This is a genomic window from Streptomyces sp. NPDC058157 (assembly GCF_042884105.1).
Lineage (GTDB): Bacteria > Actinomycetota > Actinomycetes > Streptomycetales > Streptomycetaceae > Streptomyces.
The window spans coordinates 1-14,157 of the sequence record NZ_JBHVUQ010000040.1 but is presented as its reverse complement, the minus strand read 5'-3'; the positions used below and the strand labels follow the sequence as shown (position 1 = coordinate 14,157).

At 74.7% G+C, this 14,157-nt stretch carries 11 protein-coding genes; 6 read left to right on the top strand and 5 right to left on the bottom strand.

Annotation, left to right across the window (positions count from 1 at the left end):
* Positions 1-41 precede the first annotated feature (41 nt).
* Together ACFVXK_RS13060 and ACFVXK_RS13055 are read left to right on the top strand one after the other, a co-directional pair.
* Positions 42-2,894: a DEAD/DEAH box helicase gene (locus ACFVXK_RS13060; protein WP_389611574.1), complete on the top strand. Its 2,853-nt coding sequence runs from the start codon at positions 42-44 to the stop codon at positions 2,892-2,894.
* Between the two features lie 90 nt (positions 2,895-2,984).
* Positions 2,985-3,641 carry a TetR/AcrR family transcriptional regulator gene (locus tag ACFVXK_RS13055; protein ID WP_389611573.1) on the top strand — a complete coding sequence of 219 codons (657 nt, stop codon included), beginning with the start codon at positions 2,985-2,987 and terminating at the stop codon, positions 3,639-3,641.
* Here the strand turns inward: ACFVXK_RS13055 and ACFVXK_RS13050 are convergent.
* From ACFVXK_RS13050 to ACFVXK_RS13035, 4 genes are all read right to left on the bottom strand, one after another.
* The gene (locus ACFVXK_RS13050; protein ID WP_389611572.1) at positions 3,638-4,609 is read right to left on the bottom strand and encodes a pseudouridine synthase; all 972 of its coding nucleotides are present in this window, start codon (positions 4,607-4,609) and stop codon (positions 3,638-3,640) included. The genes ACFVXK_RS13055 and ACFVXK_RS13050 overlap by 4 nt on opposite strands.
* Positions 4,610-4,633: 24 nt before the next feature.
* Positions 4,634-6,178, bottom strand: a complete 1,545-nt coding sequence (locus tag ACFVXK_RS13045) for a serine hydrolase (protein ID WP_389611571.1) — start codon at positions 6,176-6,178, stop codon at positions 4,634-4,636.
* Positions 6,179-6,396: 218 nt separating this feature from the next.
* A complete protein-coding gene (locus tag ACFVXK_RS13040; RefSeq protein WP_389611570.1) occupies positions 6,397-7,242 on the bottom strand; it encodes a siderophore-interacting protein in 846 nt (281 codons plus the stop codon).
* A 49-nt stretch (positions 7,243-7,291) separates the two neighbouring features.
* Complete coding sequence (locus ACFVXK_RS13035) at positions 7,292-8,197, bottom strand: 5'-3' exonuclease H3TH domain-containing protein (protein ID WP_389611599.1); 906 nt, start codon at positions 8,195-8,197, stop codon at positions 7,292-7,294.
* Positions 8,198-8,395: 198 nt separating this feature from the next.
* On the opposite strand from ACFVXK_RS13035, the gene ACFVXK_RS13030 reads away from it, so the two are divergent.
* The 3 genes from ACFVXK_RS13030 to ACFVXK_RS13020 all read left to right on the top strand — a co-directional run bounded on the left by ACFVXK_RS13030 (position 8,396) and on the right by ACFVXK_RS13020 (position 11,952).
* Positions 8,396-10,396: a peroxidase gene (locus tag ACFVXK_RS13030; RefSeq protein WP_389611569.1), complete on the top strand. Its 2,001-nt coding sequence runs from the start codon at positions 8,396-8,398 to the stop codon at positions 10,394-10,396.
* 130 nt (positions 10,397-10,526) lie between these two features.
* The gene (locus tag ACFVXK_RS13025) at positions 10,527-11,231 is read left to right on the top strand and encodes a helix-turn-helix domain-containing protein (protein WP_389611568.1); all 705 of its coding nucleotides are present in this window, start codon (positions 10,527-10,529) and stop codon (positions 11,229-11,231) included.
* A gap of 4 nt (positions 11,232-11,235) precedes the next feature.
* On the top strand, positions 11,236-11,952 hold the full coding sequence (locus ACFVXK_RS13020; protein ID WP_389611567.1) for a helical backbone metal receptor: 717 nt from the start codon (positions 11,236-11,238) through the stop codon (positions 11,950-11,952).
* A gap of 4 nt (positions 11,953-11,956) precedes the next feature.
* On the opposite strand, the gene ACFVXK_RS13015 is transcribed toward ACFVXK_RS13020, so the two are convergent.
* Positions 11,957-13,084, bottom strand: coding sequence for a TDT family transporter (locus ACFVXK_RS13015; protein ID WP_389611566.1), 1,128 nt, complete (start codon positions 13,082-13,084; stop codon positions 11,957-11,959).
* A 70-nt stretch (positions 13,085-13,154) separates the two neighbouring features.
* Between ACFVXK_RS13015 and ACFVXK_RS13010 the strand changes: the two genes are divergently transcribed.
* Positions 13,155-14,072, top strand: coding sequence for a LysR family transcriptional regulator (locus tag ACFVXK_RS13010; RefSeq protein WP_389611565.1), 918 nt, complete (start codon positions 13,155-13,157; stop codon positions 14,070-14,072).
* Positions 14,073-14,157: the final 85 nt, after the last annotated feature.

Genomic DNA, 14,157 nt, shown 5'->3' with positions numbered 1-14,157 from the left:
CGGGACTGTTGTCAGGGGCGACGGGTAGGCTCGAGGGCAAGATGACCGAAGAACTCTCACCCGCCGAGCGGTACGCCGCTGCCCGGATCCGCGCCGCCGAAGAGGCCTCCGCCCTGGCCCCCTTCCGCGAGATGTACGAATTCGACCTGGACGCGTACCAGGTCGAGGCCTGCAAGGCACTGGAGGCCGGCAAGGGCGTCCTCGTGGCCGCCCCGACCGGCTCGGGCAAGACCATCGTGGGCGAGTTCGCCGTGCACCTCGCCCTCCAGCAGGGCCGCAAGTGCTTCTACACGACGCCCATCAAGGCCCTGTCGAACCAGAAGTTCGCCGACCTCGTCAAGCGCTACGGCGCCGACAAGGTCGGCCTGCTGACCGGTGACAACAGCGTCAACGGCGATGCCCCCGTGGTCGTGATGACCACCGAGGTGCTCCGCAACATGCTGTACGCGGGCTCCCAGGCGCTCGGCGGCCTCGGCTACGTCGTGATGGACGAGGTGCACTACCTCTCCGACCGCTTCCGCGGCGCCGTCTGGGAAGAGGTGATCATCCACCTCCCCGAGTCGGTGACGCTGGTCTCGCTCTCCGCGACCGTCTCCAACGCCGAGGAGTTCGGCGACTGGCTCGACACCGTCCGCGGCGACACCGAGGTGATCGTCTCCGAGGAGCGGCCCGTCCCGCTGTGGCAGCACGTCATGGCCGGCCGGCGGATCTACGACCTCTTCGAGGAGGAGTCCGACCACGGAGGCCGAGGCTCCACCCGCCGCGAGGTCAACCCCGACCTGCTGCGCATGGCCCGCGAGGAGAACACCCGCGGCTACAGCCCCAAGGACCGGCGCCGCGGCAAGATGGTCCGCGAGGCCGACCGCGAGCGCGAACGCCGCTCCCGCAGCCGCATCTGGACCCCCGGCCGCCCCGAGGTCATCGCCCGCCTGGACAACGACGACCTGCTCCCGGCCATCAACTTCATCTTCAGCCGGGCCGGCTGCGAGGCCGCCGTCCAGCAGTGCCTCTACGCGGGCCTGCGGCTCAACGACGACACCGCGCGCCTGAAGGTCCGCGAGATCGTCGAGGAGCGCACCGCCTCCATCCCCGCCGAGGACCTCCACGTCCTGGGCTACTACGAGTGGCTCGAAGGCCTGGAACGCGGCATCGCCGCCCACCACGCGGGCATGCTCCCCACCTTCAAGGAGGTCGTGGAGGAACTGTTCGTCCGCGGCCTGGTGAAGGCCGTCTTCGCCACGGAGACCCTCGCCCTGGGCATCAACATGCCCGCGCGCACGGTCATCCTGGAGAAGCTCGTCAAGTGGAACGGCGAACAGCACGCCGACATCACCCCCGGCGAGTACACCCAGCTCACCGGCCGGGCCGGCCGCCGCGGCATCGACGTCGAGGGCCACGCCGTGGTGCTCTGGCAGCGCGGCATGGACCCGGTGCAGCTCGCCGGCCTCGCCGGCACCCGCACCTATCCGCTGCGCTCCAGCTTCAAGCCCTCGTACAACATGGCCGTCAACCTGGTCCAGCAGTTCGGGCGGCACCGCTCCCGCGAACTCCTGGAGACCTCCTTCGCGCAGTTCCAGGCCGACCGCTCGGTCGTCGGGATCTCCCGCCAGGTCCAGCGCAACGAGGAGGGCCTCGACGGCTACCGCGAGGGCATGACCTGCCACCTCGGCGACTTCGAGGAGTACGCGCGGCTGCGCCGCGACCTCAAGGACCGCGAGACCGACCTGGCCAAGCAGGGCGCGGCCCAGCGCCGCGCCCAGGCGGCGAGTTCGCTGGAGAAGCTCAAGCCGGGCGACATCATCCACGTCCCCACGGGCAAGTTCGCCGGGCTCGCTCTGGTCCTGGACCCGGGCGTGCCGGGCGGCCGGAGCAACGGGCACCGAGGGTACGAGTACCACGAGGGCCCGCGGCCGCTGGTGCTCACCGCCGAGCGGCAGGTCAAGCGGCTCGCCGCGATCGACTTCCCGGTGCCGGTCGAGGCCCTCGACCGGATGCGGATCCCGAAGACCTTCAACCCGCGCTCCCCGCAGTCCCGCCGGGACCTGGCGACCGCCCTGCGCAACAAGGCCGGCAACGTCCAGCCCGAGCGGCAGCGGCGCGGCCGGGCCGCGGCGGCCGACGACCGCGAGATCGCCCGGCTGCGCGCCGAGCTGCGGGCGCACCCCTGCCACGGCTGCGACGAGCGCGAGGACCACGCCCGCTGGGCGGAGCGCTACCACCGGCTCAAGCGGGACACCCAGCAGCTGGAGCGGCGCATCGAGGGCCGGACGAACACCATCGCCCGCACCTTCGACCGGATCCACGCGCTGCTCACCGAGCTGGACTACCTGCGCGAGGACGAGGTCACCGTGCACGGCAAGCGGCTGGCCCGGCTCTACGGCGAGCTGGACCTGCTGGCCTCGGAGTGCCTGCGCGAGGGCGTGTGGGAGGGGCTGAACCCGGCCGAACTGGCCGCCTGCGTCTCCGCGCTGGTCTTCGAGGCCCGCCAGTCCGACGACGCGGCCCCGCCGAAGGTGCCGAACGGCCCGGCGAAGGCGGCGCTCGGTGAGATGGTCCGCATCTGGGGCCGGCTCGACGCCCTGGAGGAGGAGCACCGCATCAACCAGGCGGAGGGCGTGGGCCAGCGCGAGCCGGACCTCGGCTTCGCGTGGGCGGCCTACCAGTGGGCCTCCGACAAGAGCCTGGACGAGGTGCTGCGCGAGGCGGAGATGCCGGCCGGTGACTTCGTGCGCTGGTGCAAGCAGGTCATCGACGTCCTCGGGCAGATCGCGGCGGCGGCACCGGCCTCCACCGCCCCGCCGTCCTCGTCCGGCGGGAGCACGGTGGCGAAGAACGCCCGCAAGGCCGTCGACGCCCTGCTGCGGGGTGTCGTGGCCTACAGCTCGGTGGGGTAGCCCCCTTTGGGGCTTCCTCCGAGCTCGTGGACGGCCGGATCTCATCTCTGGCCATGATCCCGTCGCCGCCTCCTGTGCGACGATCGGAGCATGAGCGGGGGAAGTGACGAAGGGCCGAGACGGGTCGGTCGGCCGCGTGCCGATCAGCTGAGAGCGCCGAGCGGCCGGCCGCCGCGCGAGGAACTCCTCTGCGCGGCGGCCGAGCTGTTCACGGTGCGGGGGTACGCGGCCACCACCACGCGGGCGGTGGCCGAGCGGGCCGGGATGCGGCAGGCCACGATGTACCACTACTTCGGCGGCAAGGAGGAACTGCTCGCCGAGCTCCTGGAGTCCACGGTCGCCCCGTCCCTCGCGCTCTCCCGCCGGCTGCTGGCCGAGACCGGCCGGCCCGCCGCGCGCCGGCTGTGGGAGCTGTGCCGCTCGGACGTCCTGCTGCTGTGCGGCGGGCCGCACAACCTGGGCGCCCTCTACCTGCTGCCCGAGCTGCACCGGCCCCTTCTGGAGCCGTTCCGCCGGATGCGCGACGAACTGCGCGACAACTACCGGGCCTTGCTCGGCGCGATCCCGGTGGGGGCCGAACTGGCCGCGGACACGGCCGCCCTGGCCGTGCGGGGCGACCTGGTCTTCGGCCTCGTCGAGGGGGTCATGCTGGTCCGCCGCTGCGACCCGGCCCGTCCCGCGGCGGCCCTCGCGGAAGCCGCGGCGGACGCGGCGCTGCGCATCGCGGGCGTGGCCCCCGGGCGTTAGCCGGCGGGCGGGCCCGCCGTCCAGCCCTCGGGGTCGTCCCAGGCCTGGAGGGTCAGGCCCGTCTCCAGGCGGTGGGCGAGGCCCGTGACCGGGTCGGTGAAGGCCAGGGTGCGGGCCAGCAGCTGGAGCGGGCGCCGGTAGTCCGCCGGGTCGGCCGGGTCGGCGACCACCGGGTAGACCGGGTCGCCCAGGATGGGCAGGCCGAGGCTGTTCATGTGCACCCGCAGCTGGTGGGTGCGCCCGGTGTGCGGGGTGAGCCGGTAGCGGCCGAGGGTGCCGCGGGTCTCGACGAGTTCGACCAGGCTCTCGGCGTTGGGCTCGGCGTCCGCGACCTCGACCGCGGCCATCTGCCCGCGGACCTTCTCGATGTGGCTGCGGACGGTCCGGGGCAGGGAGACGGCCGGGTCGTGGGCGGCGAGGGCCTCGTACTCCTTGCGGACCCGGCGCTGCTGGAACAGCAGCTGGTAGGCGCCGCGGTCCTCGGGGCGGATGCTGAACATCACCAGCCCGGCCGTCATCCGGTCCAGGCGGTGCGCGGGGCTGAGCGCGGGCAGGTCCAGCTCGCGGCGCAGCCGGGCCAGGGCGGTCTGGGTGACGTGGCTGCCGCGCGGGGTGGTCGCCAGGAAGTGCGGCTTGTCCACCACCAGGAGGTGCGCGTCGCGGTGGACGACGCGGATCGGGAACGGGACGGCGGGCTCGGCCGGCATGTCCCGGTGGAACCAGAGCCAGCCGCCGGGCTCGTAGGGGTCCTGCGGTCGCAGCACCCGCCCGCCCTCGCCGAGCACCCGGCCCTGGGCGAGCAGCCGGGCCATGGACTCGGCGCCGCGCGTGCCGGCGTAGCGCTCCGTCAGGTAGTCGCCCAGGTGCGGCCAGCGCCCTTCGGGGTCGGGGGGCAGGCGCATCCGGACGGGGTCGATGCCGTCCTGCTGGGGGAGGGGTGCGGGAGGGATGTGGGATCTGCGGCTCACCGGGACCAGGGTAGGGGGCCCGCTCTAGCGGCGGGTGAAGGTGCCCAGGTGTTCGGCGTCCAGGTACTCGATGCGGACCTTGCCGTCGGAGAAGGTCACCCCGGTGCGGCCGACGGCGTTCTCGCCGGCGGTCTCGAAGCTGAACGTGTCCCCGGAGTAGTGGGTCAGGGGGAAGCGCAGGGGCTTGGGGCCGAGGGAGAGGGTGAGGGCGCCCTTGGCGTCGGCGGTGACGGTGGCGGGGCCGTAGAAGGGGTTGTCGTAGGTGCCGGTGTAGGTGCTCGCCGCCTTGGCGGGCGCTGCGCCGGTCGGGGGGTGGGCGTAGTCGGTGGCCGAGCGGTGGCCCTCGTTGAGCTCCTGGGCGTACACCGAGGCGGTCAGGGCCAGCCAGTCGGTGGTGGGCCCGCCGTGTTCGGCGGTGTCGAAGAAGTCCAGGGCGATGGCGTCGGCCTGGCCGACCGGGGCCGCGTTGGTCAGGACGACGATGCCGAGCTGTTCGAGGGGGAGCATGGTGACGTTGGTGTTGGCGCCGAGTTCGAAGCCCCCGGAGTGGCCCAGGCGCAGCCGGCCGGCGTCGTCGTAGCTGACGTTCCAGCCGAGCCCGTAGAACTGCGGGACGCCGCGGAAGGTCTGAGCCTGCGAGACGATCTCGGGGAGGCGGGTGCGGTTCAGGTGGTCGGCGGGGATGATCCGCTTCCCGTCGAGGACGCCGTCGCCGAGCTGGAGGCGCAGCCAGCGGGCCATGTCGCGGGCGGTGGAGCTGGTCCCGCCGGCCGGGGCCTGGGCGTCGGCGTCGCGGACGTAGCGGGGGCTCCAGGTGCCGTCCGGGTTCTTCACGTGGCCGTAGGCGCGGTCGGCGGCGTTCGCGTAGGCGGAGAACTCGGTGCTGGTGTGCGTCATCCCGGCGGGCTTGAACAGGGTGTCCGCGCTGAGCTTCTGCCAGCTGGTGCCGTGGTCGCGGGCGACGGCCTCGGCGGCGGCGGTGAGGCCGAAGTTGGTGTAGGCGTAACTGGCGCGGAAGGGGGTGAGGGGCTCCTCGCGGAGGTGGCCGAGGATGTACGACTGGTCGTAGCCGAGGTCTTCGAGGAGGTCGCCGGCGTGGTCGGGGAGGCCGGTGCGGTGGGAGAAGAGGTCGGCGGGGGTGACGTGGGAGGTCACCCAGGGGTCCTTGAGGGCGAAGCCGGGGAGGGAGGAGCCGAGGGGCCGGTCCCAGTCGGCGGGGTCGCGGAGGGCTCCGGCGACGACGGTGGAGGAGATCGGCTTCGAGACGGAGGCCAGCTGGAAGACGGTGTCGGGGTCGACGGTGGCGGCCTCGCCGGTGCGGCGGAGGCCGAAGCCCTTGAGGTAGAGCACCTTGTCGCGGTGGACGACGGCCACCGCCACGCCGGGGATGCCGGTGCGGCGCATGACGTCCGCCACGGTGGCGTCGAGCCGGGCCACCGCCTTGGCGACGGCGGCGTCGCCGATGAGGGGCTTGGGCGGCGGGGGCGGAGTCGGCTCCGCCGCCGTGGCCGTCCCGGCGGTGAGCAGGATCGCCGCCCCGGCGAATGCGGCGGCGCGGTGCGTACGCATGTCGCCATTGTGGCGTTCGGGTGGGTTTGGTGCGCGGTGAGGCCGCTGCGCGGAGCCGTCTCCCCGCCCCGGGGCTATAGCCCCGCCGGCGTTTGAGGCGCGGGGTCTGGGGCGGAGCCCCTGGGGGCACCTCCCAGCGGTAGCTGGGGGAGGAACGGAGGAAGGGCGGGGCGGGGAGAGGCTCCGCGCAGCGGCGACGGCGGAGCACCCCGCAGGGGTCAGGCGGCGGCTGCGGCGGGGACGTCCTGTTCGGCTTCGACCGTGGCGTTCCAGTCGCGCTTGATGGCCCGCCAGCCCTCGTCCGTCTCGCCGTGGCGCCAGTACCCCGAGATGGACAGCCGCTCGCGCGCGATGCCCCGTTCCAGACGCAGGTGGCGGCGGAGTTCCTTCACGAAGCCCGCCTCGCCGTGGACGAAGGCGTGGACGTCCGGGGAGGGGAAGTCCAGGCCGGTGACGGCCTCCAGCAGGGCCGCGCCCACCGGGCGGTCGCCGCGGTGGAGCCAGATCGGGGTGACGCCGTCCGGGGTGGCGATGTCCTGCTCGTCCTGCGGGCCCTCGATCTCCACGAAGGCGTACACCCGCGCCCCCCGCGGCATCCGCTCCATCGAGGCGGCGATCGCCGGCAGGGCGCTCTCGTCGCCCGCGAGGAGGTGCCAGTCGGCGACCGGGTCCGGGGCGTAGCAGCCGCCGGGGCCGAGGAAGTGGACCGGCTCGCCGGGCTGGACGCGGGCCGCCCAGGGGCCCGCGAGGCCCTCGTCGCCGTGGACGACGAAGTCGAGGGTCAGCTCCAGCCGCTCCGGGTCCCAGGCGCGGACCGTGTAGGCGCGCTGGCGGGGCCAGGCCTCGCGGCGGTGGGTCGCGCGGATCACGTCGAGGTCCCAGGGCTCGGCGTACCGCACGCCCTCGGGTTCGAAGAGGAGCTTGACGTAGTGGTCGGTGTACGCGCCCGCGCCGAATCCGGCCAGTCCGTCGCCGCCGAGAACGAGGCGCACCATGTGCGGTGTCAGCCGTTCGGTGCGTACGACCACTGCGGTGCCGACGGTACGGGCGCGTCCTTCTGCCACGGTCTCTCCCCTGGTACTTACGAAGCTTAGGATTACCTAAGTTAGCACCTTATCGGCGCAGCGCGCTGCTCAGGCGTGACATTGCTCCTCCCAGACCCCACCGATGGGCGAGCGCGTCGACCATCTCGGGTCGAGCGGGGGCCTGTGGGAGGGCCGGGTCGAACGGGGGCAGCGGGACGTCCGCCGCCACCTTGACGACCTTCGGGGCCACCGCCAGATAGGGGCGGGATTCGTCCAGGCGCTTGCGCTGGGTGGGGGTCAGCTTCGACTCGGGGTCGTCGACCGCCGCGATGATCCCGGCCAGGTCCCCGTACGCGTCCAGCAGCTTGGCGGCCGTCTTCTCGCCGATGCCGGGGACGCCCGGCAGGCCGTCGCTCGGGTCGCCGCGCAGCAGTGCCAGGTCCGCGTAGCCGGGGCCGTCCACCCCGTACTTCTCGCGCAGCCAGGCCTCGTCGGTGACCTGGAGGGTGCCCACGCCCTTGAGCGGGTACAGGACGCGGCGCGCCCGGGCGTCGTCGACCAGCTGGTAGAGGTCCCGGTCGCCGGTGACGATGTCCACCGGGCCGGTGGCGCGGGCCGTCAGGGTGCCGATCACGTCGTCCGCCTCGTACCCGGCGACCCCCACCCGGGCGATGCCGAACGCGTCCAGCGCCGCCTCGATGACCGGGACCTGCGGGGCGAGGGTGTCCGGGGTCTCCTCCAGGTCCGGGCCCGACTCCGAGAGCTCCGCGACCCGGTGCGCCTTGTACGAGGGGATCAGCTCCACCCGCCAGTGCGGCCGCCAGTCGGCGTCCATGCAGGCCACCAGGTCGTCGGGGCGGTGGTCCTGCACCAGCCGGCCGATGAAGTCGAGGAGCCCGCGCACCGCGTTGACCGGGGTGCCGTCCGGGGCCTTCACGGAGTCCGGGACGCCGAAGTAGGCGCGGTAGTAGAGGGACGCGGTGTCCAGGAGCATCAGCCGTCGTGTGGTCGTCGTCATGCAGGCGATGATGCCGTAACGCCGCCCGGCCGCAGCCCGTCACCCCTGGTGGGTGAATGACCACTCAAACAGTGCGTCCGGCGAGCGCGCAGGGGCTTCCTCCCCGAGGGTGTTGATCACCGGCGGGCCGCTCGGCCGCGCCCGGTCCCGCCCCAGCCCCACCCAGGAGCCCCGATGGATGCCGCCGAGTCCACCGCACCCGCCCGCAGGACCGTCATCAGGGCCGGAGCGGTGGCCGCCGCCGCGCTGGCCGTGTGCCCCCGCACCGCGGCCGCGGCGAGCGCGCAGGCCCCGTCGGCCGCCGCACCCGCGGCGGCCGTCCCCGCGGCGGCCGCACCCGCCCGGGCCGACGGCGCCGCGGACCTGCCCCTGCGCTCCGACCGCAGCAGCCAGGGCGACATCCTGGCGGGCTCCCGCAAGGACCAGGCCTGCCTGTTGTTCCTGCGCTTCCGCGAGCCGGTCCTGGCCCGGCGCTGGCTGCGCCGGCTGCTGCCGGAGATCTCCACCACGGAGGAGATGGCGAAGTTCAACGCCGCCTTCAGCGCCGCCCGGGTCAAGGCGGGCGGCACGGACCCGGCCTCCCTCTCCGCCCAGTGGACCGGGCTCTCCCTCACCCATGCCGGCCTGGCCTTCCTGGCCGGGCGGGACCCCTTCCCGGCCGTGGCGCCCGGCAGCACCGCCGAGGCCTTCGCCCAGGGCCCCGCCCAGCGGGCCGAGGCGCTCGGGGACACCGGCGACAGCTCCCCCGAGTCCTGGCTGTTCGGCGGCGAGGGGCCGCACCGCGCCGTGCACGCGGTCCTCAACCTCGCGGCGGACGACCCCAGGAAGCTCGCCGCGGCCGTCGACCGCCACCTGAACGCCCTGGGGCCCGCCCAGGGGGTGCTCGTCTTCCGGCAGGACGCCGGTACCCTGCCCGGCGCGCTGCGCGGGCACGAGCACTTCGGGTTCACCGACGGCATCAGCCAGCCCGGGGTGCGCGGCTTCCACGCCCCCGACCCGGCGACCGGGAACACCGTCCTGGGCAAGCCCGGCGCCCGGCTGGTCCCCGCCGGGGAGTTCCTCGTGGGCCGGGAGAAGGCCGGCCAGCGGCCCGCGGGGCTGCCCGCCTGGGCCACCGGGGGCTCCTTCCAGGTGGTCCGCAGGCTCGCCCAGGACGTCCCCGGCTGGTGGGCGCAGGTCCGCGAGCGGCTCGCCGACCTCAAGCGGGCCGGCGCCGCCCCCGCCGACGCCACCGACACCTGGCTCGCCGCCCGGCTGGTGGGCCGCTGGCCCGGCGGCACCCCCGTCGCGGGCTGCCCGCTTGCCGAACAGCCCTGCCCCGCCGGTACCGGCCCGACCGCCGTCTCCTACCGCGACGACCCGCAGGGCTGGCGCACCCCGCTGTTCGCGCACATCCGCAAGGGCAACCCGCGCGACGGCATCGTCCCCCTCCCCGGCCGCCCCCCGCTGGACCCCGCCGTCACCGACACCCACCGCATCATCCGGCGCGGCATCCCCTACGGCCCCGCGTACGATCCGCAGCAGGAGCCCGGCCGGGGCACGAACGGGGCCTCCCGCGGCCTGGTGTTCATCGCCTACCAGGCCGACCTGGTCCAGCAGTTCGAGTTCGTGGCCAGACAGTGGATCAACGAGCCGGACTTCCCGGCCGGCCGCAACCCGCGCACCGGCTCCGACCCCGTGCTCGGCCCCGGCTCCCCGGTCGCCTTCGAAAGCGAGTCCGGCACCGGCAGCCGCGCCACCACCCTGGACTTCGGCCGCTTCATCCACACCGAGGGCGCCCTCTACGCCTTCACCCCCTCGATCCCCACCCTGACGGCCCTGGCCGAAGGCAGGCTCGACGTCTCCGTGGAGGTCCACCCCGGCACCGTCCTGCGCGCCGGCGACGTCCTCGACGCCGGCGCCGCCCGGCTGACCCTCGCCGCCGACGGGGACCTCGCCCTCCTCGACCCCTCCGGCGAGCCCCTGTGGAGCGCCGGCACCGCGGGCAAGGGGAGCGGGGCCGCCTTCTCGGCCGACGGCGAGCTCACCGTGCGCACCGCCGACGGCGCGGCGGCCTGGAGCAGCGGCACCGCCGGCCACCCCGGAGCCCGGCTCCTGGTCCGCCCCGGCGGCGACGCGGTGATCCTCGACGGCGACCGTGTGCTGTGGCGGGCCGGTCGCGGCCACGCAGGGTGACCGGCCGGGTACGGGAATCGGCCGGGGAACGGCCCGGAGGTCCCTTGCGCGCGAATCCGGGGGCGGTTGCTGCGTAAGGTGCTTACAGCACACCGATGTGCGACGACGGGTAGGGGAGGGCAGCCCCGACATGAACGGCAAGGAAGACGGACACATCGCCGACGCAGCGGACGCCACGGACGGCGGGAACGGCACGGCATTCGGATACGCCCGGGCGGGCGCTCCGGGTGCCGGCGACCTCGACGTCAACGACAAGGAGAAGGACGCCAAGGAGCAGCCGCTGCGGGTGGGCGTCGCCGTGCGCAAGCGGCGGCGCGCGCTCCACCTCACGCTGGCCGCGGTGTCGGCGCGCAGCGGACTGTCCGTGCCCTTCCTCAGCCAGATAGAGAACGAGCGCGCCCGCCCCAGCATGCGTTCGCTGGAGCGGGTCGCCGACGCCCTGGAGACCACGGCGGTCGACCTGCTCGCCGCCTCCGACACCGCCCGCACGGTGGACCTGGTGCGGGCCGGCGACGACTCCGGACTCGGGCCGGTGGGCGGCGTACGCCCCCTCGTCCGGGGCCACCACCAGCTGCACGCGCTGGAGTTCAACGGTGACCAGGACGCCGGCCGCGAGTACCAGCACCGCAACGACGAGCTGATGTACGTGGTCTCCGGGGCCTGCCAGGTGGAGGCCGAGGGCCGCGCCTACCGGCTGGAGAGCGGGGACGCGCTGTTCCTCTCCGGCGGGGTGCGCCACCGCTGGAGGGCCGTCAGCGACGACACCCGGCTGCTGGTCGTGGCTGTCGGCGACCACATCCACGCCACCTCCGAGCCGCCCGCTCCGGGGCGCTGAGCCGGTGCGCGTCGTCTCCCTCGTGCCCTCCCTGACGGAGGCGGTCGCGGTGAGCGCGCCCGGCCTGCTGGCCGGGGTGACCGACTGGTGCACGCACCCGGCGGAGCTGGGGGAGGCCCGGCGGATCGGCGGGACCAAGAACCCCGACGTACGGGCCGTCGTGGAGCTGCGCCCGGACCTGGTGGTCGCCAACGAGGAGGAGAACCGGGCCCCCGACGTGGCGGAGCTGCGCGCGGCCGGGCTGGAGGTGCTGGTCACCGAGGTCCGGGACCTCCCGCAGGCCTTCTCCGAGCTGGACCGGCTCCTGGTGGGGGCGCTGGGGCTGGAGCGGCCCGCGTGGCTGGACCGGGCCGAGGAGGCCTGGGCGGCCGTGGAGCCCGCGGGGGAGTGGACGGCCTTCGTGCCGATCTGGCGGCGGCCCTGGATGGTGCTGGGCCGGGACACCTTCGCGGGCGACCTCCTCGCCCGGCTGGGGGTGCGCAACGCGTACGCCGGGCACCCGGAGCGGTATCCGAGGGTGCCGGCGCAGGAGCTCGCGGAGAGCGGCTGCGACCTGGTGGTGCTGCCCGACGAGCCCTACCGCTTCACCGCCGCCGACGGCCCGGAGGCCTTCCCGGGCCTGCCGTCCGCGCTCGTCAGCGGCCGCCACCTGACCTGGTACGGGCCCTCGCTGGCGGAGGCCCCTCAGGTCCTGGCGGCGGCCGTACGGGCGGCGCGGTAGCCGCTCACCCGGCGGCGGGGAGCAGCCGTCCGGTGAGCAGCCCGCGCAGGGTGTGCCCGGCGGCGAGCACCCAGGCGGTGACCAGGCCGAGGAACAGGGCGGCGGCCAGCCAGGCGAAGGCGTCCAGTCCGGTGTGCCGGGCCAGTCCGGCGGCTCCGGTCACGCAGGTGCCGACGGGGAAGGTGAGCGCCCACCAGGTCATCGCGAAGCCCATGCCCTGCCGGGCGGCCCGGACCAGCATCGCGGCCGCGAGGGCCAGCCACAGCAGGGCGAAGCCCATGACGGGGACCCCGTAGACCACGGCGAAGGCGCCGAGCGCCCCGGCGTAGGGGGCGTCGATGGCGCCGGGCGCCACGTCGGCGAGCTGGTTGACGGCGGTGGTGGACTGGCCGAGGGGGCCGAGGACCAGGAACAGGGCGGGGGTCAGGGCCAGGGGCAGGGGACCGTGGGTGATCAGCCGGCCGAAGACCAGGGGGAGCAGCAGCAGGACCGCCAGCAGGCTGACCCCGAACATCGCGTAGCAGGCCAGCAGCAGGGCCTCCCGGGGCTGCCCGGCGGGCAGGTGGGGGACGAGCAGGGGGCCGACGGCGGCGGACACCATGGGGGCGACCACGGGCAGCAGCCAGACGGGGCTGGCCTGCGAGGCCTCGACCTTGTGCCGGACCACCATCAGGTAGGGCACCACGACGGCCATGACCAGCCCGACGGCGGTACCGGCGGTGAACAGCACGGTGTCCACGGCGACGGCGGCGCCCGTACCGATCAGGTCCTTGCCGACGATCAGGGTGCCGGCGCCGACGGCCAGCAGGGCCATCGACAGGCACCCGTAGAAGGGGGCCACGGCGGGGTCGAGGAGGTGGGCGCGGGCCCGGTCGGGGTGGTGGCGCCAGTGCCCGGCGCGGGCGGCGAGCAGGACGGCGAGGGCCACGGCGGACAGCGCCCAGAGCAGCTCGCAGAAGACCCGCTGGCCGGGGAGCTGGTAGGGGAGGGTCCCGCCGGCGTTGGCGATGATCGCCGTGCCCATGACGGAGGCGTACCAGTTGGGGCCGAGCTCCCGCAGCCGCGGGGCCTTGTGGGCCCGGGGGGCGGCGGGGGAGGTGGTTCGGAAGTGCACGGGGGCGGTGGTGGCCATGGGTCCAGCGTCCCGTCGACCAGGGCCGTACGGCAGAGGCCGCACGTCTATAAGGCCATAAACTGATGTTATGGGTAACGAGGAGACGGTTCCGCTCGCACACCGCGTGCCGGACCTGGGCGCGCTGGAGCTGCTGCTCACGGTGGCCCGGGTCGGCAGCCTGAGCGGCGCGGCCCGCCGGCTGGGCATCACGCAGCCGGCGGCGAGCAGCCGGATCCGGGCGATGGAGACCCGCCTGGGCGTCGCCCTGGTGGACCGCTCCCCGCGCGGCTCGACGCTGACCGCCGAGGGTGCGCTGGTCACGGACTGGGCCCGGCGGGTGGTGGAGGCCGCCGAGGCCTTCGACGCGGGCGCGCAGGCGCTGCGCGGGCGGCGGGACTCGCGGCTGCGGGTGGCCGCCAGCATGACCATCGCCGAGTACCTGCTGCCCGGGTGGCTGATCGCCCTGCGCGGGGAGCGGCCGGGGACGGCGGTCTCGCTGCACGCGGGGAACTCGGCGGACGTCGCCCAGCGGGTGCTCGCGCACGAGGCCGACCTGGGCTTCGTGGAGGGGCTGACCGTCCCGGAGGGGCTGGACTCGGCCGTCATCGCCCAGGACCGCCTGGTGGTGGCGGTGGCCCCGACCCACCCCTGGGCGCGGCGCTCGCGCGGAGTGGAGCCGGGGGAGCTGGCGGGGGCGCCGCTGATCCTGCGCGAGCGGGGGTCGGGGACGCGGCAGGTGCTGGACGCCGCGCTCGCCGCGTCCGGGGGGCTGGCCCAGCCGCTGCTGGAGCTCGCCTCGACCACCGCCGTCAAGGCGGCGGCGCTCAGCGGGGCGGGGCCGTGTGTCCTGTCGGAGCTCGCGCTGGTGGAGGAGCTGGCGGCGCGGCGGCTGGTGTCGGTGCCGGTGCCTGGCGCCGCCCTGGCCCGGGCGCTGCGCGCCGTCTGGCCCACGGGCACCCGCCCGGCTGGCCCGGCCCGAGACCTGCTGTCGCTGACCCAGAGGTAGTTCTCCCCGCCCCGCCCTTCCTCCGTTCCCTGGGGCTCCGCCCCAGACCCCGCGCCTCAAACGCCGGCGGGGCTATCTGTAGCCC